Origin of the sequence: Streptomyces mirabilis (assembly GCF_018310535.1) — a bacterium.
Classification (GTDB): domain Bacteria; phylum Actinomycetota; class Actinomycetes; order Streptomycetales; family Streptomycetaceae; genus Streptomyces.
The window spans coordinates 496,765-516,752 of sequence record NZ_CP074102.1; the positions used below are offsets into that span (position 1 = coordinate 496,765).

General features: G+C 71.1%; 19 protein-coding genes. 7 read left to right on the top strand and 12 right to left on the bottom strand.

The window, feature by feature from the left end:
• Nucleotides 1-33 precede the first annotated feature (33 nt).
• The 3 genes from SMIR_RS02240 to SMIR_RS02250 form a co-directional block, all read right to left on the bottom strand.
• Nucleotides 34-1,296 (bottom strand): NAD(P)/FAD-dependent oxidoreductase, encoded by a 1,263-nt coding sequence (locus SMIR_RS02240; RefSeq protein WP_211118868.1) that lies wholly within the window; start codon nt 1,294-1,296, stop codon nt 34-36.
• 163 nt (nt 1,297-1,459) lie between these two features.
• Complete coding sequence (locus tag SMIR_RS02245) at nt 1,460-2,176, bottom strand: response regulator transcription factor (protein WP_168497809.1); 717 nt, start codon at nt 2,174-2,176, stop codon at nt 1,460-1,462.
• A gap of 330 nt (nt 2,177-2,506) precedes the next feature.
• Nucleotides 2,507-3,031: a MarR family winged helix-turn-helix transcriptional regulator gene (locus SMIR_RS02250; protein ID WP_168497807.1), complete on the bottom strand. Its 525-nt coding sequence runs from the start codon at nt 3,029-3,031 to the stop codon at nt 2,507-2,509.
• 375 nt (nt 3,032-3,406) lie between these two features.
• Between SMIR_RS02250 and SMIR_RS02255 the strand changes: the two genes are divergently transcribed.
• Nucleotides 3,407-4,447 carry a zinc-dependent alcohol dehydrogenase gene (locus SMIR_RS02255; RefSeq protein ID WP_168497805.1) on the top strand — a complete coding sequence of 347 codons (1,041 nt, stop codon included), beginning with the start codon at nt 3,407-3,409 and terminating at the stop codon, nt 4,445-4,447.
• Nucleotides 4,448-4,565: 118 nt separating this feature from the next.
• Here the strand turns inward: SMIR_RS02255 and SMIR_RS02260 are convergent, their stop codons facing one another.
• The 4 genes from SMIR_RS02260 to SMIR_RS02275 form a co-directional block, all read right to left on the bottom strand.
• The gene (locus SMIR_RS02260; RefSeq protein ID WP_168497803.1) at nt 4,566-5,570 is read right to left on the bottom strand and encodes an SMP-30/gluconolactonase/LRE family protein; all 1,005 of its coding nucleotides are present in this window, start codon (nt 5,568-5,570) and stop codon (nt 4,566-4,568) included.
• Nucleotides 5,567-6,469: a helix-turn-helix domain-containing protein gene (locus tag SMIR_RS02265; RefSeq protein ID WP_168497801.1), complete on the bottom strand. Its 903-nt coding sequence runs from the start codon at nt 6,467-6,469 to the stop codon at nt 5,567-5,569. The genes SMIR_RS02260 and SMIR_RS02265 overlap by 4 nt, the downstream gene beginning before the upstream one ends.
• A 61-nt stretch (nt 6,470-6,530) precedes the next feature.
• Nucleotides 6,531-7,409 carry an HTD2 family dehydratase gene (locus SMIR_RS02270; RefSeq protein WP_212726373.1) on the bottom strand — a complete coding sequence of 293 codons (879 nt, stop codon included), beginning with the start codon at nt 7,407-7,409 and terminating at the stop codon, nt 6,531-6,533.
• A gap of 170 nt (nt 7,410-7,579) precedes the next feature.
• The gene (locus SMIR_RS02275) at nt 7,580-8,533 is read right to left on the bottom strand and encodes a LysR family transcriptional regulator (RefSeq protein WP_212726374.1); all 954 of its coding nucleotides are present in this window, start codon (nt 8,531-8,533) and stop codon (nt 7,580-7,582) included.
• A 191-nt stretch (nt 8,534-8,724) separates the two neighbouring features.
• Here SMIR_RS02275 and SMIR_RS02280 point away from each other — a divergent pair, with 191 nt between their 5' ends.
• Both SMIR_RS02280 and SMIR_RS02285 read left to right on the top strand, forming a co-directional pair.
• Nucleotides 8,725-9,927: a CaiB/BaiF CoA transferase family protein gene (locus SMIR_RS02280; RefSeq protein WP_168497795.1), complete on the top strand. Its 1,203-nt coding sequence runs from the start codon at nt 8,725-8,727 to the stop codon at nt 9,925-9,927.
• 58 nt (nt 9,928-9,985) lie between these two features.
• On the top strand, nt 9,986-11,152 hold the full coding sequence (locus SMIR_RS02285; protein ID WP_212726375.1) for an acyl-CoA dehydrogenase family protein: 1,167 nt from the start codon (nt 9,986-9,988) through the stop codon (nt 11,150-11,152).
• Here SMIR_RS02285 and SMIR_RS02290 read toward each other — a convergent pair.
• Nucleotides 11,127-11,987, bottom strand: a complete 861-nt coding sequence (locus SMIR_RS02290) for a DinB family protein (RefSeq protein ID WP_168497791.1) — start codon at nt 11,985-11,987, stop codon at nt 11,127-11,129. The two genes, SMIR_RS02285 and SMIR_RS02290, sit on opposite strands and share 26 nt — an antisense overlap.
• 10 nt (nt 11,988-11,997) lie before the next feature.
• Nucleotides 11,998-12,579: a dienelactone hydrolase family protein gene (locus SMIR_RS02295; RefSeq protein WP_168497789.1), complete on the bottom strand. Its 582-nt coding sequence runs from the start codon at nt 12,577-12,579 to the stop codon at nt 11,998-12,000.
• A 308-nt stretch (nt 12,580-12,887) separates the two neighbouring features.
• Here SMIR_RS02295 and SMIR_RS02300 point away from each other — a divergent pair, with 308 nt between their 5' ends.
• Together SMIR_RS02300 and SMIR_RS02305 are read left to right on the top strand one after the other, a co-directional pair.
• A complete protein-coding gene (locus SMIR_RS02300; RefSeq protein ID WP_168497787.1) occupies nt 12,888-13,970 on the top strand; it encodes a beta-ketoacyl-ACP synthase III in 1,083 nt (360 codons plus the stop codon).
• A 154-nt stretch (nt 13,971-14,124) separates the two neighbouring features.
• The gene (locus tag SMIR_RS02305; protein WP_168497785.1) at nt 14,125-14,478 is read left to right on the top strand and encodes an SCO4225 family membrane protein; all 354 of its coding nucleotides are present in this window, start codon (nt 14,125-14,127) and stop codon (nt 14,476-14,478) included.
• Between the two features lie 9 nt (nt 14,479-14,487).
• Here SMIR_RS02305 and SMIR_RS02310 read toward each other — a convergent pair whose 3' ends face one another.
• Entirely contained in the window at nt 14,488-15,057 is a 570-nt protein-coding gene (locus tag SMIR_RS02310) for a TetR/AcrR family transcriptional regulator (protein WP_168497783.1), read from the bottom strand.
• Between the two features lie 158 nt (nt 15,058-15,215).
• Between SMIR_RS02310 and SMIR_RS02315 the strand changes: the two genes are divergently transcribed.
• Together SMIR_RS02315 and SMIR_RS02320 are read left to right on the top strand one after the other, a co-directional pair.
• On the top strand, nt 15,216-16,073 hold the full coding sequence (locus SMIR_RS02315) for an AAA family ATPase (protein ID WP_168501437.1): 858 nt from the start codon (nt 15,216-15,218) through the stop codon (nt 16,071-16,073).
• Entirely contained in the window at nt 16,070-17,452 is a 1,383-nt protein-coding gene (locus SMIR_RS02320) for a VWA domain-containing protein (RefSeq protein ID WP_168497781.1), read from the top strand. The genes SMIR_RS02315 and SMIR_RS02320 overlap by 4 nt, the downstream gene beginning before the upstream one ends.
• A 49-nt stretch (nt 17,453-17,501) precedes the next feature.
• Here the strand turns inward: SMIR_RS02320 and SMIR_RS02325 are convergent, their stop codons facing one another.
• Both SMIR_RS02325 and SMIR_RS02330 read right to left on the bottom strand, forming a co-directional pair.
• Nucleotides 17,502-18,203, bottom strand: coding sequence for an SDR family oxidoreductase (locus tag SMIR_RS02325; protein ID WP_168497779.1), 702 nt, complete (start codon nt 18,201-18,203; stop codon nt 17,502-17,504).
• Between the two features lie 169 nt (nt 18,204-18,372).
• Complete coding sequence (locus SMIR_RS02330) at nt 18,373-19,908, bottom strand: MFS transporter (RefSeq protein ID WP_422664388.1); 1,536 nt, start codon at nt 19,906-19,908, stop codon at nt 18,373-18,375.
• Nucleotides 19,909-19,988 lie beyond the last annotated feature (80 nt).

Sequence of the window (19,988 nt, forward strand, 5' to 3'; positions counted from 1 at the left end):
GTGGCGACACACGGGCCCGCCTGCGGGCGGTACTCAGAACGAGGGTTCGCCGTGGACGACCTCCTTGGCATCGGCGTCCGTCGCCCATGCCCACGCCCTGATCGCCTCGTGCCAGCTGGTGCCGGTGGCAATGGCCTGCCGCCAGGGACGCATGGCCTTCGGCGGCATCCCGACCGCGAGGGCTCCGGCCAGCCGGTCACCGGTGCGGTAGATGGCCAGGAACCGGCGCTCGCTCATCTCGCCCTCCACCACGACGATCTCGTCGTGCCCGCGCAGATGGCCGAACGACTGCACCTTCATGTCGTACTGGTCCGACCAGAAGTACGGCATCGGGGCGAAGGGCCTGCGGGCCCCGGGGTGGAGCAGGTTGTAGGCGGCGGTGCTGCCCTGCTCGGCGGCGTTGGTCCGGTGCTCGATCCGCATCGACGTACCGAACAACGGGTTGTACCAACGGGCGACGTCCCCCGCCCCGTACACCCCCGGCCCGGCCGCGCAGAACCGGTCGCACACCAGGCCGTCGGCCACCTTGAGGCCACTGCCCGCGAGCCACCCGGTGTTCGGCACACATCCGATCGTGACCAACACCTCGTCGGCGTCCACGAGTTCACCGCCCGCGAGCCGCACACCGTCCTCCGTCACCTCGGTGACGATCACACCGGTCCGCAGATCGACGCCGTGCTCCAGGTGGGCCGCCGCGAACACCCGTCCGACCTCCTCGCCCACCGCGTGCGCCAGCGGAACCGGTGCCGGTTCGAGAAGTGTGACCTCCGTGCCCATGCCGCGCGCCACGGCGGCGGCCTCCGCACCGAGGAACCCGGCACCGACGATCACGAGTCGCCGTCCGTGTCCCAGCCGTTCCCGCAGCGTGAGCGCGTCGTCCACCGTGCGCAGTACGTGAGCGCCCTCGCCGGGGAGCCTGCGCGGGCGCACCCCGGTGGCCACGATCAGACCGTCGTACGACAGTTGCGTGCCGTCGGCCAGCAGGACCGTACGGGCGGCCGGGTCGAGAGCCGTCGCGGCGACCCCCAGCCGCAGATCGAGATCCAGCCCGTCCACCTCCGCCTGCGCGCGCAGCGCCAGTCGTTCGGGCTCCCACTGCGCGCCGAGGACCTGCTTCGACAGCGGCGGCCGGTCGTACGGCGCGTGCGCCTCCTCACCGACCAGGGTGAGCGTGCCGTCGTACCCCTCCCCGCGCAGTGTCTCCACCGCCGCGAGCCCGGCGGCCGAGGCGCCGACGACCAGAATCCGCCTCGCCTGTCCATCAGCCGGATCATCACGCCATTGTGTGTCGGCCATGTCACTCCTCGGTCGTGGGGTCCGACCTCAGCCGCAGGCCGAACAAGGTAGTCGAAGACCCGGTTGAAGACCTGGTTGAGCCCAGGCAACCGAACCGGGCTGACACCCTCCGGCCTTTTCCCTGACTTCAAGCTGACGTGATCGAGGTCACATGCTTGCGGTTTCAGAGGGTGGCGCGGCCTAACCAGTAGCCGAAGCCCCGGCGGGTGTGGATGAGGGCCGGTTCCTCCTGGTTCACCTTGCGTCGAAGGCGGGACACGAGCTTCTCGATCGCGTTCTCGGCACGGACCTCACCCCAGACGTGCCGGCTGATCTGGTTCTTCGAGAAGACCTGTTCCGCGTTGACCAGCAGATGCCGCAGCAGCCGGTACTCGGCGGGGGTCAGATCGAGCACCCGCTGTCCGCGCCGCGCCTGACAGGCCGCGTCGTCGAGGACCAGGTCGCCATAGTGGGGCGAGCCGTCCCCGCGCCCCGCGCCCCTGCCGCGCAGCAGTACCTGCACCCGGGCCAGCACCTCGGCGATCCGGAAGGGCTTGGTGACGTAGTCCACCTCGCCCAGGCCGAGATCGGGGATGAGACTGCCCAGAAAGTCGCACTCGGTGAGGAACAGCACGGGCGGTCGCCCGGTGGGCGCGAGCCGGTGTCTGCGGGGGACGCCGCCCAGGTCGGTCGTCATCGTATCGAGGACCACCAGGTCGAAGTGGTGCTCGGCGAGCTGGGCCGTCAACTCGGCGCCGTCGGCCGCGACTTTGACGTGATAGCCCGCCAATTCCAGTGTGGTCGAGAGCAGTTCGGTGATTTCGGGTCCGTCGACGACCACGAGGACATGCTGACCCTGCCCACGCACCGGCGACCGCCGCTCACTCACGTATCCGTACATGGAAAGACCATTCGTGACATGGAAAGACCATTCGTGTAGGGCCGAACTTCACGCGGGAGCGACACCGAGCGACGAGAGGGGCGCGGTCGGAGGTCTCCGCCGGGTCCGCCGTGCGGCGGGAGGGGTACGTCGGACGCGTACGGGTGAGGGGAACGGTGCACTCACGGGGACTCCTCCGCGGGTCCCCGAAGGGACGTCCGCCACCGTGGAGTGTGCTGCGGCACTTCTGAGCGGGCTCCAGGGGCGGCACTTCCGAGTGGTCGGGCTGGGGGTGGTGCGGGTTGCCGCGGGCGGTTCGGCGGGGTGCGTGGGTTGCTGTTGAACGGTGGATCAAGCCGGGTGGGCAGCCCCGGCCGGCTCCCGGGAGGTCTCCTCGTCCTCGATGGCGTAGGAGAGGAAGTCGTCCACCATCCGGTGGAACAGGCCGGCGAGCTGCTGCAGCTCCTGCGGCGACCAGTCCGCCAGAGCCATCTGCATACCCCGCGTGCTCGCCTCGCGGACGCGGTGGACCGCCTCCTCGCCTGCCGGGGTGATCTGAATGCGCTGCGCACGGCGGTCGTCGGGGTCCGGAACCCGGGTCACGAGACCGGCCTTCTGCAGCTGCTGCACCTGCCGGGTGATGTGGGACGCCTCAACGGCCAGCCGGGCCGCCAGCTCGCCGGGGCGCATGGGCTCGGAGTCGGCGATCTGCCGCAGCAGCGCCGTCGCGGCGCGGTCCAGCGCCACTCCGGCCAGCGCCATCAGCCGATCGTGCTGGCGGATCCCTCTGGCCAGGTAGGTGATGCGGCTCAGTGCGCGCTCGATCTCCATCATGGCGGTCGAGACGGGGACGTCTGCGGGCGGCGGTGTGGGCATGGGCTCAGTCTAGCATATGATTGCCTGAGTCAAGTAACTTAGGGAATCATTTGCTTGACTCAAGTACTTCACATATGTTTGCCTGACTCAAGTAAGCCGGTGGCCGACACACAGACCGGGGCCTCCTCGAGCGGAGGCGGCCTCGCCGCGCCGAACCCGTGGGGACGGGGACGGCGCAGCCCCGGGCCCGGCGGCCGGTTTCACTCCCCCGTCCGCCGCCGGGCCCGAGGGCACCGATCCGCGTCACCTCTCCCCTGTCCGCCGTCTGATGACGGCCCCTGATCCGATCGGGTCGCGAACCGCGCGCACCGGTCCCGGCTCGTCCCAGCCAGAAGCAAGCAACTGTCGCAGCGTCTTCAGAAAGTGAACCCCTCCATGGCCACCATGAAGTCCGTACAGACCGGCCCCGTCAACGCCATCGACATCGTCGAGGTCGAGCGCCCCGTACCCGGTCCCAAGGACGTCCTCATGCGCATCCGCGCCTGTGGCATCTGTGGAACCGACACCTTCTTCCTGCACATCGGCGGCGCGCCCTTCGGCCCCGACGGCTCCATGGTCTCCATCCCCCTCGGTCACGAGCCCGCGGGTGAGATCGTCGAGGTCGGCGCCGAGGTCGAGGACCTGAAGGTGGGCGACCGTGTGGTGGTCAACCCCCAGGACGCCCCTTCCGGCATCATCGGCTGCGGCGGCAAGTACGGCGCCCTCACCGAGTACCTCCTCATCGAGAACGCCGAGATCGGCAAGAGCGTCGCCGTGTTCCCCGGGACCGTTCCCTTCGACGTCGCGGCCCTCAACGAGCCCATGGCCGTCGCCCGCCACTGCGTCAACCGGTCCGGGGCCGAGCCGACCGACAAGGTCGTGATCTTCGGCGCCGGTCCGATCGGTCTCGGCGCGGCGATCTGGCTGAAGCTGCGGGGCATCCAGCACGTCACGGTCGCCGACGTCATCCCCGAGCGTCTGGAGACCGCGCTCGCCGTCGGCGCCGACGCCGTCATCAACTCCGCCGAGGAGAAGGTGACCGAGCGGCTGACCGAGCTGCACGGCCAGGCCGCGAACGCGCTCGGGCAGCCCCGTCCCGCCACCGACATCTACATCGACGCGGCCGGTGTCGCCGCCGTCATCAACACCACGGTCGAGTCGGCGAAGTGGGGGGCCAAGCTGGTCATGGTGGCCGTGCAGAAGAAGTCCGACGCGATCGATCTCGGTGGGATGCTCCGCAGTGAGCTGACGCTCATCGCCTCGCAGGGCTACCCCACCGAGATCTTCGAGGTCACCCCCGAACTCGTCGAGCACCACGAGCGCTTCGCCAAGCTCATCAGCCACCGTGTTCCCTTCGGTGACGCCAAGCACGCGTTCGAGCTCGCGCTGACGCCGGGTGCGGCGGAGAAGGTCGTCGTGACCTTCGACGACAAGTAGTAGTCCCGCGGAGCTTTGTCGGGTGTGGGTGTGGGTGCGTGGGGGCTGGTCGAGCAGTGCCCGCGCCCCTCAAAGACCGGGGCGCGGGCACTGCTCGAGGAGTTGAGACTCGGACGAACTACTTCCGGCTCCTTCCGATCGACGCGGGAGCCAGCAGCAGGTTGGGGTCGGTGGACGTGGTGTAGGCGGCACTGAGCACGTAGAGCGTGCCTCGGCGCAGCGCGACGGAGGTCGGGTTCTGCAGGCCGTCGGCGGCGGTGAGTACCGTCGACGAGGTGCCGTCGCGGCGGATGCGTACGACCGTGTCGGGGCCGTTGAGCGCGGCCAGGATCTCGTCACCGTGGCCGGTGAAGGCGAAGTCGTCGATGCCGGTGAGATCCGTCGCCCGGGTCCGGACGGGGCCGGGCTCGCCGCCCGGGCCGAACGGGATGCGCAGCACGGTGCCCCGGTCGAGGTTGGTCGCCCACAGCGCGTTGTCGTGGATCTTCAGACCGTTGACGCCGAGGAAGCCGGTCGCGGCGAGTTCGGGGGCGGCGGACCAGGTGGCCGGTTCGCTGTCGGTGGAACCCTTCGTGGGGACGGTGTAGATCTTCCCCAGTACGGAGTCGGCGATGTAGAGCCTGCCGCGGTGTTCGTCCAGCACCAGTCCGTTGGGCAGACCGTCCGCGGGGAGGGCGGCCATGCGCTGCGGGGTGCCGTCCGGGCGCAGCCGCCACAGGCCGGTCAGGTCCGAAGTGCCGGTGGCGTAGAGGAAGTACAGCGTTCCGTCGTGGGCGCGGGCGATGCCGGTGGTCAGGGCGAAGCCGAGGACCGGGGTGTGCACTCCGCCGTCGGCGGGGGCCGGCAGGGTGGCCAGGACGCGGGTCGCGCCCGCCGTGCTGACGGCGGCCACCTGCCGGGCGGCCGCGAAGGTGACGTCAGCTGTACCGTCGGGCTCCAGCGCGATGTTCTCGGGCGTCTGCCCCCGTGCCAGGTCGAAGTGCGCGGCGATACGGGGCTTCGCGAGAGGCCCGGTGGAGGCTGCCGCGGGGGACGCGGTGAGGGCGGTCACTGCGGTCATTCCGGCGGCCGTGACCGTGCAGGCGAGTGCGGTCAGTTTCCGTGCGGTCAGTTTCTTTCTCATGCTTCTTTCGCTGTTTCCTTCGCGATGGTTTTCGGGCGCACGGCGGACGGGCCGGCCGCCGCCGTGCTGTGGGTGAGGAGGGTCATGGCGGCCCGGGACGGCGAGTCGGCCTCGGTGGTCGCGACGACGACGTACTGTCCGTGTTCGGTGTGCAGCGTCTGCTGGGTGACGTCCATGGCGCCGACCAGCGGATGCCGCATCGCGTAGACCGCGACATCGCTGGTCTTGACCCGGTGGTCGGCCCACATCGCCGTGAACTCGGCGCTGTTGAGAGTCAGTTCGCCGACGAGCGAGGCGAGTGCCGGGTCGTCGGGGTACTGCCCGGACGCCAGGCGCAACGTGCCCACGACGGCTCTGGCCTTGGCCGGCCAGTCCGCGTACAGATCGCGCGTGTGGGCGTCGAGGAACACCAGCCGGGCCATGTTGGGACGGTCGCCCGGCCGGTCCGGGCCGTCCGGGTCGAGGTGTCCGGCGTACAGCGCGTGCCCGGCGTGGTTCCACGCCAGTACGTCGCTGTACCGGCCCGTGACCACCACGGGCACCTCCGAGAGCACACCCAGGAGTTGGGCGACCGCGGGTGAGACCCGTTCCGGCGCCGGGCGGCGCGTTCGGGGCCGGCGCCGCGCTCCGGCGGACAGCTCCCGCAGGTGCCGTCGTTCGGCCTCGCTCAGCCGCAGTGCCTGGGCGATCGCGTCCAGGACGTCCGGGGAGGCCTGGGACTGCCCCTGCTCCAGCCGCGCGTAGTACGACTCGCTCACCCCGGCGAGCCGGGCCAGTTCCTCGCGCCGCAGTCCCGGCACGCGACGGCGTTCGCCGTACGTGACCACGCCGAGGTCCTCGGGCCGCAGCTGCGAGCGGCGCACCCGCAGGAACTCACCCAGCTGTCGTTTTCCGTCCATGCGCCGAGTATTGGGCTCCCCCGCGAGGGCCAACCACACCCTGATCGGGATACCCGAGGGCTCAGCGCTCGGTGAACGTCACCTCGGCCGTGGCGTGCGCGGCGTCCCGGTGGGTGGCGACGGACAGGTCGGCGCGGTCGTCGCGGGGCGTCCCGCGGGCCAGCAGGTGTTCGCCGGCGAAGACGGGGCTGCGCAGCCGGTAGGAAAGGGAACGGACCTGCCGGGAGGGGGCGTCGCGGCGCACCAGTTCCAGCATCAGGAGGGCCAGGAGCGGGCCGTGCACGACGAGCCCGGGATAGCCCTCGACGTCCCGGGCGTAGGGCGCGTCGTAGTGGATGCGGTGGGCGTTCGCGGTGAGCGCGCTGAACCGGAACAGCAGGGTCGGGTCGGGGTGCAGGGGAAGGTGCCAGTGGCCGTCCGGCCGGGGTGCCGCCGAGGGGTCGAGCGCCGCCCGGGTGTGGGGAGTCGAGGTGCGGCCGGAACGGTAGACGAGGTCCTGTTCCTCGACGAGACAGGTGCGGCCGCGCTGGCGGAGTTCGTGGCGCTGGGTCACGAAGAGGAGCTCGCCGCTCCTGCCCCGTTTGGCGGTCACGGCCCCCAGGCTGCTGACGCGCTCGGCGCGCTCGCCCAGGCGCAGCGGCTCCTCGACCGTGCACCGCCCTCCGGCGACCATCCGCTGCCGGTCGGGGACCGGCGGGAGGAAGTGCCCATGCCGGGGGTGGCCGTCGACTCCGAGGTCCCGCTGGGCCGGCCAGCGCAGGAAGTGGAGCCAGTGCCACAGGGGCGGCAGGGGGTCGCCGGTGGTGGCGGCGGGTGCGGGCTCGTCCAGGAGGGTCGACAGCGCGGCGACCGGGGCGGCGGACAGGTCGTCCACGTCGGTCACCGCCTCGGGGGCCCACGTCTCCACGTAGGAGCGGAGCGGGCCTGGGGTGCGGTGCATTCCTCCATCATGTGCGCAGATGAACGAAGTTGGACAATAGAAGGTTCTGATGCGTCTATAGCCCGCCGGTATGAGAGCCCGGTCCGCCCGGTCAGCTTCCCCGGCTCGCTCGGCCCCGCCGGCCCTGTCTGCCGTATCGGCTCTCCCGGCTCCCCCGCCCCGCTCGCACCTCACTCCCCCTCGGTCGCCACGCCCTGTGCGTGCAACTGTGCGGCGGGCCATCTGCCCTCGTGTACGGCCGTGCGGACCTGGCGGGTCAGCTCGCGGGCGACGACCTCGACGGCCGGTGGGGTACGCCCCGTCCTCGGCATCCCGAGGACGATCGAGCGCCACACGTCCGGCTCGGTCAGCGGCGCGGCGCTCAGGGTGCTCGTGGCGACGTCCTCGGCGATGCCCACGCCCGGCAGGATCGTCCAGCCGTGACCGGCGAGGACGAGCCGCTTCTGTACCCGCATGGAGTTGGTCTGCACGGCCACGTCCAGCTTCGCTCCGGCACGGGCGGCGGCCGCGTCGATGAGGCTGCGCAGCGCGTGACCGGCCGTGGGCATCACCAGCGGGTGGGCGGCCACCCGCGCGAAGGGAACAGGCCGGTCGCGGCGCAGGCCGCCGTCCGGCGGCGCGACGGCCCACAGGTGCTCGCGGACGAGGGGATGGGCGTTCAGCGACGGGGTGCTGGCCAGGTTGTAGAGCAGGCTCAGGTCCAGGTCGCCGTCGTCGAGCCACTGCTGGAGATGGCCGGAGTACGCGGTCATCAGGCGCAGTTCGATGCCGGGCCGGCCGCGGGCGAGGGCGGACACCAGCGGCTCCGCCAGCAGGTCGGTCGCGCTCTCCAGGAGACCCACGGTCACGATGCCGGTGACCGCCCCCGGGGCCGGCTGGATCTCGGCGCGGGCCCGCTCCAGTTCGTTCAGGGCGCGGCGGGCGCGTTCGACCATGAGGGTGCCGGCCTCGGTGGGGCGCATGCCCTGGCGGGTGCGCTCGAACAGGGCGACGCCGAGTTCCTCCTCCAGCGTGCGGATCTGCCGGGTGACCGCGGGCTGGACCAGGTGCAGCAGTTCCGCCGCCCGCGTGACGCTGCCGACCTCGGCGACGGTCACGAGCGCCTTGAGCTGCTTCACGTCCACCGCCGCCTCCCGTGCATCCGTTGCCCCCGCACGCGCCTCCGCACCTTCGGCGGCGCCCTCATCCGTATCCGTATCCGCATCCAGCATGGAGCCATCAGGTCTTGCTATTTCACCGAGGCCTCCATGAGCGACCATGATGGCATCACGGCCGCGTCGCCGCGGTCTCCCGGCCAGCCTCTGGAGGTCGCCCCATGACCGAGCTCTCCGAAGCGCTTCCGCTCTCCGGTATCACCGTCGTCAGCGTCGAGCAGGCGGTGGCGGCGCCCTACGCCACCCGTCAGCTGGCCGACCTCGGCGCCCGGGTGATCAAGGTGGAACGCCCGGGAGGCGGCGACTTCGCCCGTCGCTACGACACCACCGTGCACGGCGAGTCCAGCTACTTCGTATGGCTCAACCGCTCCAAGGAGTCCCTGACCCTGGACCTGAAGTCGGCCCGGGGCCGGGACGTTCTGGAACGGCTCCTCGCCGGCGCCGACGTCTTCGTACAGAACCTGGCGCCGGGCGCGGCCGCCCGGCTCGGGCTGGACGCCCCGGCGTTGCGGGAGCGGTACCCGTCTCTGATCCCGTGCACCATCTCCGGATACGGGACCAGCGGGCCCTGGGCCGATCGCAAGGCCTACGACCTGCTCGTGCAGTGCCAGACCGGGCTGGTCTCCCTGACGGGGAACGAGCACGGGTCCGCCCGGGCCGGGGTGTCGATCGCCGACATCGCGGCCGGGATGTACGCCTACTCGGGCGTTCTCACCGCCCTGTTCACGCGCGCCACCACGGGAGTCGCCCGCGCAGTGGAGGTCTCGCTGTTCGAGGCGCTGGCGGAGTGGATGGGACAGCCGGCGTACTACACACGCCACGGCGGCACCCAGCCGCCACGGCTCGGCACCCAGCACGCCACCATCGCCCCGTACGGCGCCTACCCCGCGGCCGACGGCAAGGACGTGCTCTTCTCGATCCAGAACGAGCGCGAATGGGCCGCGCTGTGCGAGCGGTTCCTGGGGCGCCCGGACCTCGTCGACGACCCGCGTTTCGCCACCGGCTCGGACCGCGTGTCCCACCGGGAGGAGCTGAACACGATCGTGGCCGAGCGGTTCCGCACGCTGGACAGTCAGGAGGCGATGAAGCTGCTGGACGCGGCGGCCATCGCCAACTCCGGTGTGAACACGGTCGAGGAGTTCCTCACCCACCCCGTACTCGAGGAGCGCGACCGCTGGCAGGACGTACGACTGCCCGGGGGCGCGGGGCCGGTGCCCGCGCTGCTGCCGCCCGTCGACCTGGCCGGGGTCACTCCCCGTATGGACGCCGTTCCCGCCGTCGGCGAGCACACCGACACGATCCTGGCCGCGCTGGGACACAGCGCGGCCGACATCGACGCCCTCCGGGCCGACGGCGTCGTCTGAATCCCCGGCCCGGCGCTTCCTCTCTCCTCCTCGCCCGTCCCCCAAGGAGCGGCACAGCATGAGCACTCTCGACATCCTGTCCGAGGACGAGCGGCTCGTCGTCGCCGCCGTGCGCGAGTTCGTCGACAAGGACGTCAAGCCGGTCGTCCGAGAACTCGAGCACACCGACACCTACCCCGAAGCCCTGATCGAGCGGATGAAGAAGCTCGGGGTCTTCGGACTCGCCGTCCCCGAGGAGTACGGCGGTACACCGGTCTCCACCTCCTGCTATGTGTTCGTCACGGAGGAACTCGCCCGCGGCTGGATGAGCCTGGCGGGCGCGATGGGCGGCCACACCGTGGTGGCCAAACTGCTGCTGCACTTCGGCACCGAGGAGCAGAAGCGCCGCTGGCTGCCGCGGCTGGCCACCGGCGAGGTCCGGGCGACGATGGCTCTGACCGAACCCGGCGGCGGGTCCGACCTCCAGGCGATGCGGACTCTCGCCCGCAGGACCGCGGACGGCTATGTGGTCAACGGCTCGAAGACGTGGATCACCAACTCGCGGCGGTCCGGGCTGATCGCCCTGCTGTGCAAGACCGATCCGGACACCACCCCCGCCCACCGGGGCATCTCCGTCCTCCTCGTCGAGCACGGCCCCGGGCTCACCGTCTCCCGCGACCTGCCGAAACTCGGCTACAAGGGCGTCGAGAGCTGCGAGCTGTCCTTCGAGGACCACCGCGTGCCGGCCGACGCCGTCCTGGGCGGAGTCGAGGGCGAAGGGTTCGCCCAGATGATGAAGGGGCTGGAGACCGGGCGGCTCCAGGTCGCCGCCCGAGCTCTCGGCGTCGGCCGGGCGGCCCTGGAGGACTCGCTCGCGTACGCACAGGAACGGGAGTCCTTCGGCAAGCCCATCTGGCAGCACCAGTCGATCGGCAACTACCTCGCGGACATGGCCACGTCCCTCTCCGCCGCGCGCCACCTCACCCTGCACGCCGCGCGCGAGGCCGACGCCGGCCGGCGCGTGGACATGGAGGCGGGCATGGCCAAGCTGTTCGCCTCCGAGACCGCCATGCAGATCGCCCTCAACGCCGTACGCATCCACGGGGGTTACGGCTACTCGACCGAGTTCGACGTGGAGCGCTACTTCCGGGACGCCCCGCTGATGATCGTCGGCGAGGGCACCAACGAGATCCAGCGCAACGTGATCGCGCGCCAGCTCGTCAAGCGGGGTGGGCTGGACGCGTGAGCCGGTCCCGCCCCGCCCGCGAGCCGGTCAGGACCCGGCCCTGGCTCGCCACCTCCAGCGTCGCCAGGTCACGCACCGCGAAGCGGAGGTGCTCGCACTCCTCGTCCATCACCACCTCCAGGCAGCTGCCGACCGTGTGTGTCTCCTCGGGGTAGCCGGGCGCGGGCGTCCGTGTGCAGGGCCGTTCGAGCTCGGAGTCGGTGAGAGCGTCGACCAGGCCGCGTATCAGCGCCATGCGGTCGGCGCGCGCCGACATCGCCTCCGCGAACGACGGACGCGCGGCCAGGTCGATGCCGAGGGCCGCCGCGTCCGCGCGCGGATACGCGGTCTGGGGGACGCCGAGCGGGTGGTACGGCAGGGGCTCGTCGAGGACCGTACGACACGCCCAGGCGTCGGTGACGAAGACGAGGTGGCGCAGGGTCTCGACGAACGACCACTCGTCGTCGACCCGTTGGTGGTGGGCCGCATCGGGCAGCCGCTCGGCGCGGGCGACCGCGTCCGACCACAGCCGCTCGATCGTGTCCCACATCGCGCGGTGGTCGTCGGCCGTCCGCATGCCCCGCAACTGCACGCGTTCGGGGTGTCGTCGGTCCAGCTCGGCGGCCACGAACGCGGTGACGTCGACGCCGTTGACGACGAAGTTGCTGACGTGACCGGACACGTCGACGTCGACGAGCCACGAATCGACGATCTTGACCCGGCTCAGGTCGCAGTCGACGAAGGTCGTCGCGGTGAGGTCGGCGACCGCGAAGCGCGCACCGCGGAGCGCGTCCGTGTGGTCGCTGTCGTACTCCCCCGCCGACCACCGGTGCGGACCGTACTGTGCCGCTGCCATGGGCGGGCCCCTACTCGATGCCGTCGAGGAGGACGAGCACGCGCCGGGTGAGCAGGGTGGCGGCGTGCTCGTCGTACGACGGCAGGCTGTTGTCGGCGAACAGGTGCTGCTTGCCGGGGTAGAGGAACAGTTCGGCGGCGTCGGGGGCCGATTCGACGAGGGCGCGGGCCGCGTCGAGGTCGCCCTCGTCGACGAAGTACTCGTCCGCCTCCATACCGTGGATCTGGACCGGGACCTCCTGCGGCCAGTCGCCGCCGAACTCCGAGGCCGGGACGCAGGAGTGGAACAGCAGCGCGCCCTTCGCGCCGGTCCGGGTCTGGGCGAGGTACTGCGCAGGCAGGACGCCCAGCGAGAAACCGGCGTACACCAGCTCGGCGGGCAGCTCGGCCGCGGCGGCCCGGCCGCGCTCGACGAGGGTGCCGAACCCGATGCCCTGGGCGTGCGCGCCGCCCTCTTCCAGGTTCTCGAAGACCCGCCCTTCATACAGATCCGGCACGTGGACGGCGTGTCCCGCTCCCCTGAGCGACTCGGCGAACGCGTGCACGCCGGGCGTCAGTCCGAGCGCGTGGTGGAACAGCAGTACTTCAGCCATGTCGGCCCCCTCCGTCGGTGCGCAGCCCAGGTGACTCCGCGGGACCGAGTATGGACCGAGGCACTGACATCGCCCGGCGGTCGCCGCGCACCCACGCCAAACACCTCCTCCGGTGGGCGGGCGTGGTGTTCGACGGGCGCCCGGAGCAAGGCATTCCGCACTTCGTCCATCGGATGCGCGGCACGTCGGTGGAGTGCTTCTTTGCCCAAGTGCACGCCCCCTGAGCGCACTTGTCCCTGTTGATCCACAACGGGTTAGGTGAGCACCATGCTGCTGACCGGCAGCCGACGCGGGGAGAGGTGGTTGTGATGTCAGCTGCTGTGGTCTGTGGGATCGGCACATGCCTGCCGGAGCGTGTCGTCAGCAATGACGACCTGGCCGCCCGGCTGGACACCTCGGACACCTGGATCCGTTCCCGTACCGGCATCACACGGCGCCGGATCGTGAACCCGGGCACCAGTACCGGTGATCTCGCGGTGGCCGCCGGACGGGCCGCGCTGGACTCCGCGGGGCACGGCGCCGACTTCGTCCTGCTGGCGACGACGACGCCGGACCGTCCCTGCCCGGCGACCGCGCCCGAGGTGGCGCATCGCCTGGGGCTCGGCGAGGTACCGGCCATGGACATCTCGGCGGTCTGCTCCGGATTCGTGTACGCGGTCACGGTGGCGAGATCCCTGATGGCGTCCGGGACCTGCGCCCGCCCGCTCGTGATCGGCGCCGAGGTGTACACATCGATCATCGACCCGCTCGACCGGGACACCGCGGTGATCTTCGGGGACGGGGCCGGGGCGGTCGTGCTGCGCGAGGGCGGGGCCACGGAGCCGGGAGCGCTGCGCGCCGTCGACCTCGGCAGCGACGGCTCGGGCGGCGAACTGATCACGGTGGCCGCGGGCGGCTCCCGCCGCCCCCGTGCCGACGGCGAACTCCCACGCTCGCAAAGGTACTTCCGGATGCAGGGCCGTACGGTGTACCGGCACGCGGTGCACCGGATGACCGCCTCCTCGCGGCTCGTGCTGGAGCGGGCCGGCTGGTCGCCGCAGTCGGTGCGTGCCTTCGTCGGCCACCAGGCCAACCAGCGGATCCTCGACGCCGTGGGCGACCGGCTCGGCATCGGCACCCCGCACCGCTTCGGGAACATCGCCGAGGTCGGCAACACCGCCGCCGCCTCCATCCCCCTCGCCCTCGCGGACACCGCCGCACGTGACCTCGTACGGCCCGGCGAGCGCAGCCTGCTCACCGCTTTCGGCGGGGGCCTGACCTGGGGTTCCATCGCCCTGTCATGGCCGGCCGCGGTGCCGGTCCACCAGCCTCTCCCGGTCCCCGCGGCGCACCGCCCGGCCACAGTCCCGGCTCCGGTGCCGGTGCCCTGTCAGAACGGACCGCGGCCGTGACACCCGTATGCCACCTGAGTGCAGCAGTCGGATCGGATGAGTAGTCGTACTCATGCCCGCTCGCGGACGCGGCCGCCATCGTGATGTCAACACCCCTCCGGCACCCACACGAAGAGGGGGACCGTGCCACCGGCTTCACCCGACGGAGGACATCATGAACATCTCGCGCCGTACCCGTACCGCACTCATCCGGGCCACGGACAACTGGCTCTCCCGTGTCTACCTGGCCGCCGTCACCGCCGCGACCGGCTACTTCCTCTTCGATGCCCTCTTCGTCGACCACCCCGACGCCTCCATGGCCGCCGTGGTGCCCTGGCTGCTGACCGCCCCGCTGAGCCTGCTGTACACCCTCCTGCCCGACGGCACCCTCTCCGGCACGAGCACCGGCCTGTTCACCGCCCTCTACCTCGCGGGGATCGCCTTCGCCGCCCTCGCGAACGCCGCCTTCATGGGCCACGTCGTCCGCAGGCTCCGCCAGCCGTTCCCCGGTACCGCGCCCAGCGCCTGAAGGGCCCGCCTACTTCACCCCGCCCGCATCCAGCAGCGCCGTCACCGTCGTCGTGGTCAGCCCTTCCAGCGTCTCGATCCCGGCACCGGCCCGGGCGCTCGCGCCGTCGAAGACCAGCATCAGCTGCCGGGCGAGAAGCTCGGGATCACGCGCACCACCCAGCTCGGCCTGCGCACGGAACACCTCTTTCATACGCCCCTTCGCACCGCCCGCGACCACCGACGCCGGGTGCCCGGGGTCCTTGAGTTCGACGAGCGCGGCGAGGAACGGGCAGTCGCGGTACTCGGGCCGCACCGAGGCCGCCTCCATCCGCTCGAAGATGCCCAGGATGCGCTCGCGCGGCGTCCCGGCATCCTCCGGATCCGGCGCGAGCTGCTTCTCGTACCGCGGAATCCGCCGTTCCAGGCTTGCCGCCAGGACGTCGTCCTTGCTCTCGAAGAGCTGGTACATCGACCGCTTCGAGACACCGGCCGACCGGCACAGCGCCTCGATGCCGACGGATACGCCCTCGCGGTAGATCAGGTCGGCCGCCGCGTCCAGCAACCGGTCCCTGGTGGACGCCTTGTCTGTAGTGGCCATAAGGGCAGGCTACCGCGCGGGACGAGATTGGGAAACCGATCGGTCTCCCCGGGCCGCGTGGGCGCAATCACACGTGACACATCGACTGAACAAGCGCTTGGATAGTGACGATCGGACAGTGTGTCCCACCCCGCCGTGCCGCGCTGGAGGCCCCGTTGCTGTTCACATCCGTCGACGATGTCTCGGCGCGTCTCGCCGAGACCGGCTATCTGGCCTCGCCCGCGGTCGCGACCACGGTCTTCCTGGCCGACCGCCTGGGCAAGCCGCTGCTGGTGGAGGGCCCTGCCGGGGTCGGCAAGACCGAACTCGCCAAGGCCGTCGCCCAGGTGGCCGGGGCGCGACTGGTCCGGCTTCAGTGCTACGAGGGCGTCGACGAGTCCCGGGCGCTGTACGAGTGGAACCACGCCAAGCAACTGCTGCGCATCAGCGCGGGCCGCGACGAGACGTGGGACGAGGCGCGCACGGACATCTTCAGCGAGGAGTTCCTGCTGGCGCGCCCCCTGTTGACCGCCATCCGCGGCGACGATCCCAAGGTGCTGCTGATCGACGAGACCGACAAGGCCGACGTCGAGGTGGAGGGGCTGTTGCTGGAGGTGCTCAGCGACTTCCAGGTCACCGTCCCCGAGCTCGGCACGATCGCCGCGACCAGCCGGCCCTTCGTGGTTCTCACCTCGAACGCGAGCCGTGAGCTGTCGGAGGCGCTGCGCCGCCGCTGCCTCTTCCTCCACATCGGCTTCCCGGAGGAGGAGTTGGAGCGTCGCATCGTACGGCTGAAGGTGCCGGGGCTGGACGCGACGCTGACGGAGTCGGTGGTGCGGGTGGTCGGCGCACTGCGTGAGATGGACCTGCGGAAGGTCCCCTCGGTCGCCGAGACGATCGACTGGGCGCGCACCCTGCTCGCGCTCGGGGCCGACACCCTCGACGAGACCGTCGTACGTGACAGCCTCGGCGTGCTCCTCAAGCACCAGGACGACATCCTCAAGGCGGCCGCCAAGCTCGACCTGGACGCCATGTGAACGCGCCGACGGGCGTCGCCGAGCGGCTGACGGGGCTGGTCGGCGCGTTGCGCGCACACGGCGTACGGATCGGCACCGGCGAGACCGTGGACGCCGCGCAGGCGGTGGCGGCGCTCGGCCTGACCGACCGGGAACTGCTGCGTGAGGGCCTCGCCGCCACGCTGTTGCACGGCACGGGGCAGCGCCGGGTGTTCGACCCCGTCTTCGACCTGTACTTCCCGCGTCTCGTCGGGGCACCGATGTCCGAAGGGCAGGAGAGCGACGCTCTCGCCGCCGACCGGGAGGAGCTGCGCGACCGGCTCGCGGCCGCGCTCGCCGCCGGCGACCGGGAGACGCTGGAGCGGCTGGCGATCGAGGCGGTGGACGGCTTCGGGGGCTACGGTTCCTCGCCGGGGTCGGACGGCTGGTCGTCGTACCAGACGCTCGACCGGCTCCGCCCGCAGACGCTGATGGCGCGCGTCCGTGACAGCGTCCGGGCGCGCCAGGACGGCGCGGCGGGGTTCGCCGACCGGCTGCTGGAGGACGAGATCCGGCGGCGTATCGAGATGTTCCGCGCGCTGGTCGCCACGGAGGCGCGACGCCGGGTCGCCGAGCGGCGCGGCCGGGACGAGTTGGCGCGGCGGGCGGTGGCCCCGACCGCCGACCGGGTCGACTTCCTGTTCGCGGGGCGGGACCGGCTCGCCGAGCTGCGCAGGACGGTGCAGCCGCTGGCGCGCAAGCTGGCCACCCGGCTCGCCGCACGCCGTCGCCGGGCCGCGCGCGGCACCATCGACCTGCGGCGGACCCTGCGCGGTTCGCTGTCCACGGGCGGGGTGCCGATGCGGCCGGTGCTGCGCAGGCGCCGCCCCGTCCGGCCCGAACTGGTGCTGCTGTGCGATGTGTCGGGCTCGGTGGCGGGTTTCTCGGACTTCACGATGCTGTTGGTGCAGGCGCTGCACGACCAGTTCAGCAAGGTGCGGGTGTTCGCCTTCGTCAACCGGATCGACGAGGTGACCGGCCTGCTCGTGCACGGCGCGGCCGATCCGGAGGGGCTGGGTGCCCGGATCCGCTCCGAGGCGACGCTGACGGGCTGGCACGGCAGCAGCGACTACGGCGTCGCGTTCGGCGAGTTCGCCGAGCGGTACGTCGACGCGGTGGGGCCGCGCACGACCGTGTTCGTCCTCGGGGACGCCCGTACGAACATGGGCGACCCGAATCTGCCGGCCGTCCGGCGGTTCTCCGAACGGGCCCGCCGTGTCTACTGGTTGAACCCCGAGCCGCTCTCCCAGTGGGGTACGGGCGACTCGGCGGCGCCCGAGTACGCCGGGCTCGTCGAGATGCACGAGTGCCGCAACGTACGACAACTCAGCGGGCTGATCGGCCGACTGCTGCCGGTGTGACCGCCGGGGGACGGAGAACGGGACCGGCCGCCCCGTCTCCCTGCCTCCGTTACGCGACCAGCTGCGGGTACATCACGCCCAGATCCTCGGCCAGCTGGGCCTTGACCTGCCGGGAGAGGTCGTCCGCCAGCACCTCGAAGGCACCGGACTCGATGCCGTCGAGGGCCTGTGCCGCGACGCTCTCGGGCGAGGACTTCGGCGCGTCCACCTTCGCGGCCATGTCGGTGTCGACGTAACCGACATGGAGTCCCGTGACGTCGATGCCGCGCGGCTTCAGGTCGAGGCGCAGGGAGTTGGTCTGCGACCAGAAGGCCGCCTTGGAGGCGCTGTAGGAACCCAGGAGCCCCACCCACGACAGCACCGAGTGGACGTTGAGGATGTGCCCGCCGCCGTTGCGCTCGATGATCGGCACGAAGGCGCGCGTGACGAGGAGAGGGCCGAAGAAGTTCGTCTCGAACTCACGGCGGACGTCCTCGACGGGCGAGTCCAGGAAGTTCGCGTTCACGGACGCGCCGGCGTTGTTGATCAGGACGGTGACGTCCTGCGCGCGCTCGGCGGCCGCGGCGACGGACGCGGGGTCGCTCACTTCCAGCGCCAGCGGCACCGCGTCGGGGTGCGTGACGGTCCGCGGGTCGCGTGCGGTGGCGTACACCTTCGACGCGCCGCGCTCGTAGAGGTCCTGCACGAGCGCGCGGCCGATGCCGCGGCTGCCGCCGGTGACCAGGACGACCGAACCTTCGATGGATGTCATGAGAACTCCCGAAGCCACGGGAAACCGATCGGTTTCCCTTCACCCGAAGAGTAAACCGATCGGTTTCCAAGGGCAAGGCGGGAGGCACGAAGGGGGCAGGTAGGGGCTGGGAGCGGACACGAAAACGGCTCGCCCCGATGGACGGGGCGAGCCGTTGACCGTGTCCGGATCAGGACGTGACGCCCGCCGTCTCCACGACAGCCTCGCCCGCCGCGGCGTCCTCGGTGACGGCATCGTCGTCGGTGGCGGAGGCCTTCGTCTCGACCGTGTGCTCCTGGGCCGCCCCCCTGGTCAGACCGACCAGCGCCACGGCCACGATCAGCACGAACGCGACTCCGGCGATCGCGAAGCTCAGCGTGAACTGGCTCTCGGCGGGCAGCGCGGGCGCGCCGGCCGGCAGGTGCTGGATGGTCTTGGACGCCAGCAGCGAGGTGATCACGGCACTGGCGATCGCGCTGCCGACGGAACGGGAGATGGAGTTGAGTCCGTTGGCGATGCCGGTCTGGTGGTGCGGCACGCTCGCCACGATGAGCGCGGGCATGGCCGCGTAGCCGAAGCTGATCGCGACACCGATCAGCAGGCCCGCCAGGATGATCGACGCGGAGGTGTCGTGCGCCAGGGTCAGCCACGCGAAGCCGGCGACACCGAACACGGCGCCCACGGCGAGAGTGAACCGCGCCCCGATCCGCCCGACGAGGATCCCGCCGAACTGTGCGGCGAGCAGCGAGATCAGCGTGGTCGGCAGCAGGTACTCGACGGAGGCGCGCAGCACCGAGGCGCCGAATCCGTAGCCGGTGAGCTCCTTCGGCATCTGCGCCAGGTAAGCGACGCCGATGAACTGGGAGAACATCGCGAAGCCGAGGAAGAGGCCGGCGAGGTTCGTGAAGAGCACCGGACGGTGGGCGAACATCCCCATGTCCACCATCGGCGCGCGGACCTTGCGCTCGACCAGGACCCAGACGGCCGCCATGACGACCGCGGCGATGAACAGGCCGACGGTGCGGGCGGAGGACCAGCCCCACTCGTGCCCCTGCGAGATCGGCAGCAGGAGCAGGACGAGCAGCGCGGCGAGCGTTCCCGCGCCGAGCCAGTCGGTACGGCCGCCGGTCGTCGAGCGTGAGGAGGGGACGCGCAGGACGACGCCGACCAGGGCGAGGGCCGCGAGCGCCACGGCGAGCCAGAACACCCGGTGGTAGTCGGGATCCGAGCCCCGTGTGAGCAGTCCGGCCGCCACCAGGGCGAGTCCGCTGCCGACCGCGAGCGTGCCGCTCACCAGCGCCATCGCGCCGTGCAGCTTCGCCGGTGGTATCTCCTCGCGCAGGACCGAGAGGGCGAGCGGGAAGATCGCGGTGGCCGCGCCCTGGAGCACCCGCCCGACGATCAGCCACAGCAGCGAGGTGGTGGTCGCCGCCAGCACCGAACCGGCGATCATCAACAGCAGAACCCCGATCAGCGTGGGCTTCTTGCCGTGCATGTCGCCGAACCGGCCGAGCAGCGGGGTGAAGACCGCGGCGGACAGCAGGGTCGCGGTGGTGACCCAACTGACGTTGGCGGTGGTGGTACCGAGGTCGCTCTGGATGATGCTCAGGATCGGTACGACGAGGGTCTGCATCATCGAGACGATCATGGCCGCGAGGCCGAGGACCAGGACGAGTGAGAGGTCGCCGGTGGGGCGCCCGGGCGCCACGCGATCTGTGGGTGTCACGGTGTTCTTCCGTTTGGTCAGGGCGTCGAGTTGGTCAGGGCGTCGAGCAATCACGGAGGGTGATGCCGCGAAACTTGAAG

Bases quoted from the DNA above. Each gene is read 5' to 3' on its own strand.
- SMIR_RS02240 (WP_211118868.1), bottom strand. From the start codon at position 1,296: ATGGCCGACACACAATGGCGTGATGATCCGGCTGATGGACAGGCGAGG.
- SMIR_RS02245 (WP_168497809.1), bottom strand. From the start codon at position 2,176: ATGTACGGATACGTGAGTGAGCGGCGGTCGCCGGTGCGTGGGCAGGGT.
- SMIR_RS02250 (WP_168497807.1), bottom strand. From the start codon at position 3,031: ATGCCCACACCGCCGCCCGCAGACGTCCCCGTCTCGACCGCCATGATG.
- SMIR_RS02255 (WP_168497805.1), top strand. From the start codon at position 3,407: ATGGCCACCATGAAGTCCGTACAGACCGGCCCCGTCAACGCCATCGAC.
- SMIR_RS02260 (WP_168497803.1), bottom strand. From the start codon at position 5,570: ATGAGAAAGAAACTGACCGCACGGAAACTGACCGCACTCGCCTGCACG.
- SMIR_RS02265 (WP_168497801.1), bottom strand. From the start codon at position 6,469: ATGGACGGAAAACGACAGCTGGGTGAGTTCCTGCGGGTGCGCCGCTCG.
- SMIR_RS02270 (WP_212726373.1), bottom strand. From the start codon at position 7,409: ATGCACCGCACCCCAGGCCCGCTCCGCTCCTACGTGGAGACGTGGGCC.
- SMIR_RS02280 (WP_168497795.1), top strand. From the start codon at position 8,725: ATGACCGAGCTCTCCGAAGCGCTTCCGCTCTCCGGTATCACCGTCGTC.
- SMIR_RS02285 (WP_212726375.1), top strand. From the start codon at position 9,986: ATGAGCACTCTCGACATCCTGTCCGAGGACGAGCGGCTCGTCGTCGCC.
- SMIR_RS02290 (WP_168497791.1), bottom strand. From the start codon at position 11,987: ATGGCAGCGGCACAGTACGGTCCGCACCGGTGGTCGGCGGGGGAGTAC.
- SMIR_RS02295 (WP_168497789.1), bottom strand. From the start codon at position 12,579: ATGGCTGAAGTACTGCTGTTCCACCACGCGCTCGGACTGACGCCCGGC.
- SMIR_RS02300 (WP_168497787.1), top strand. From the start codon at position 12,888: ATGTCAGCTGCTGTGGTCTGTGGGATCGGCACATGCCTGCCGGAGCGT.
- SMIR_RS02305 (WP_168497785.1), top strand. From the start codon at position 14,125: ATGAACATCTCGCGCCGTACCCGTACCGCACTCATCCGGGCCACGGAC.
- SMIR_RS02310 (WP_168497783.1), bottom strand. From the start codon at position 15,057: ATGGCCACTACAGACAAGGCGTCCACCAGGGACCGGTTGCTGGACGCG.
- SMIR_RS02325 (WP_168497779.1), bottom strand. From the start codon at position 18,203: ATGACATCCATCGAAGGTTCGGTCGTCCTGGTCACCGGCGGCAGCCGC.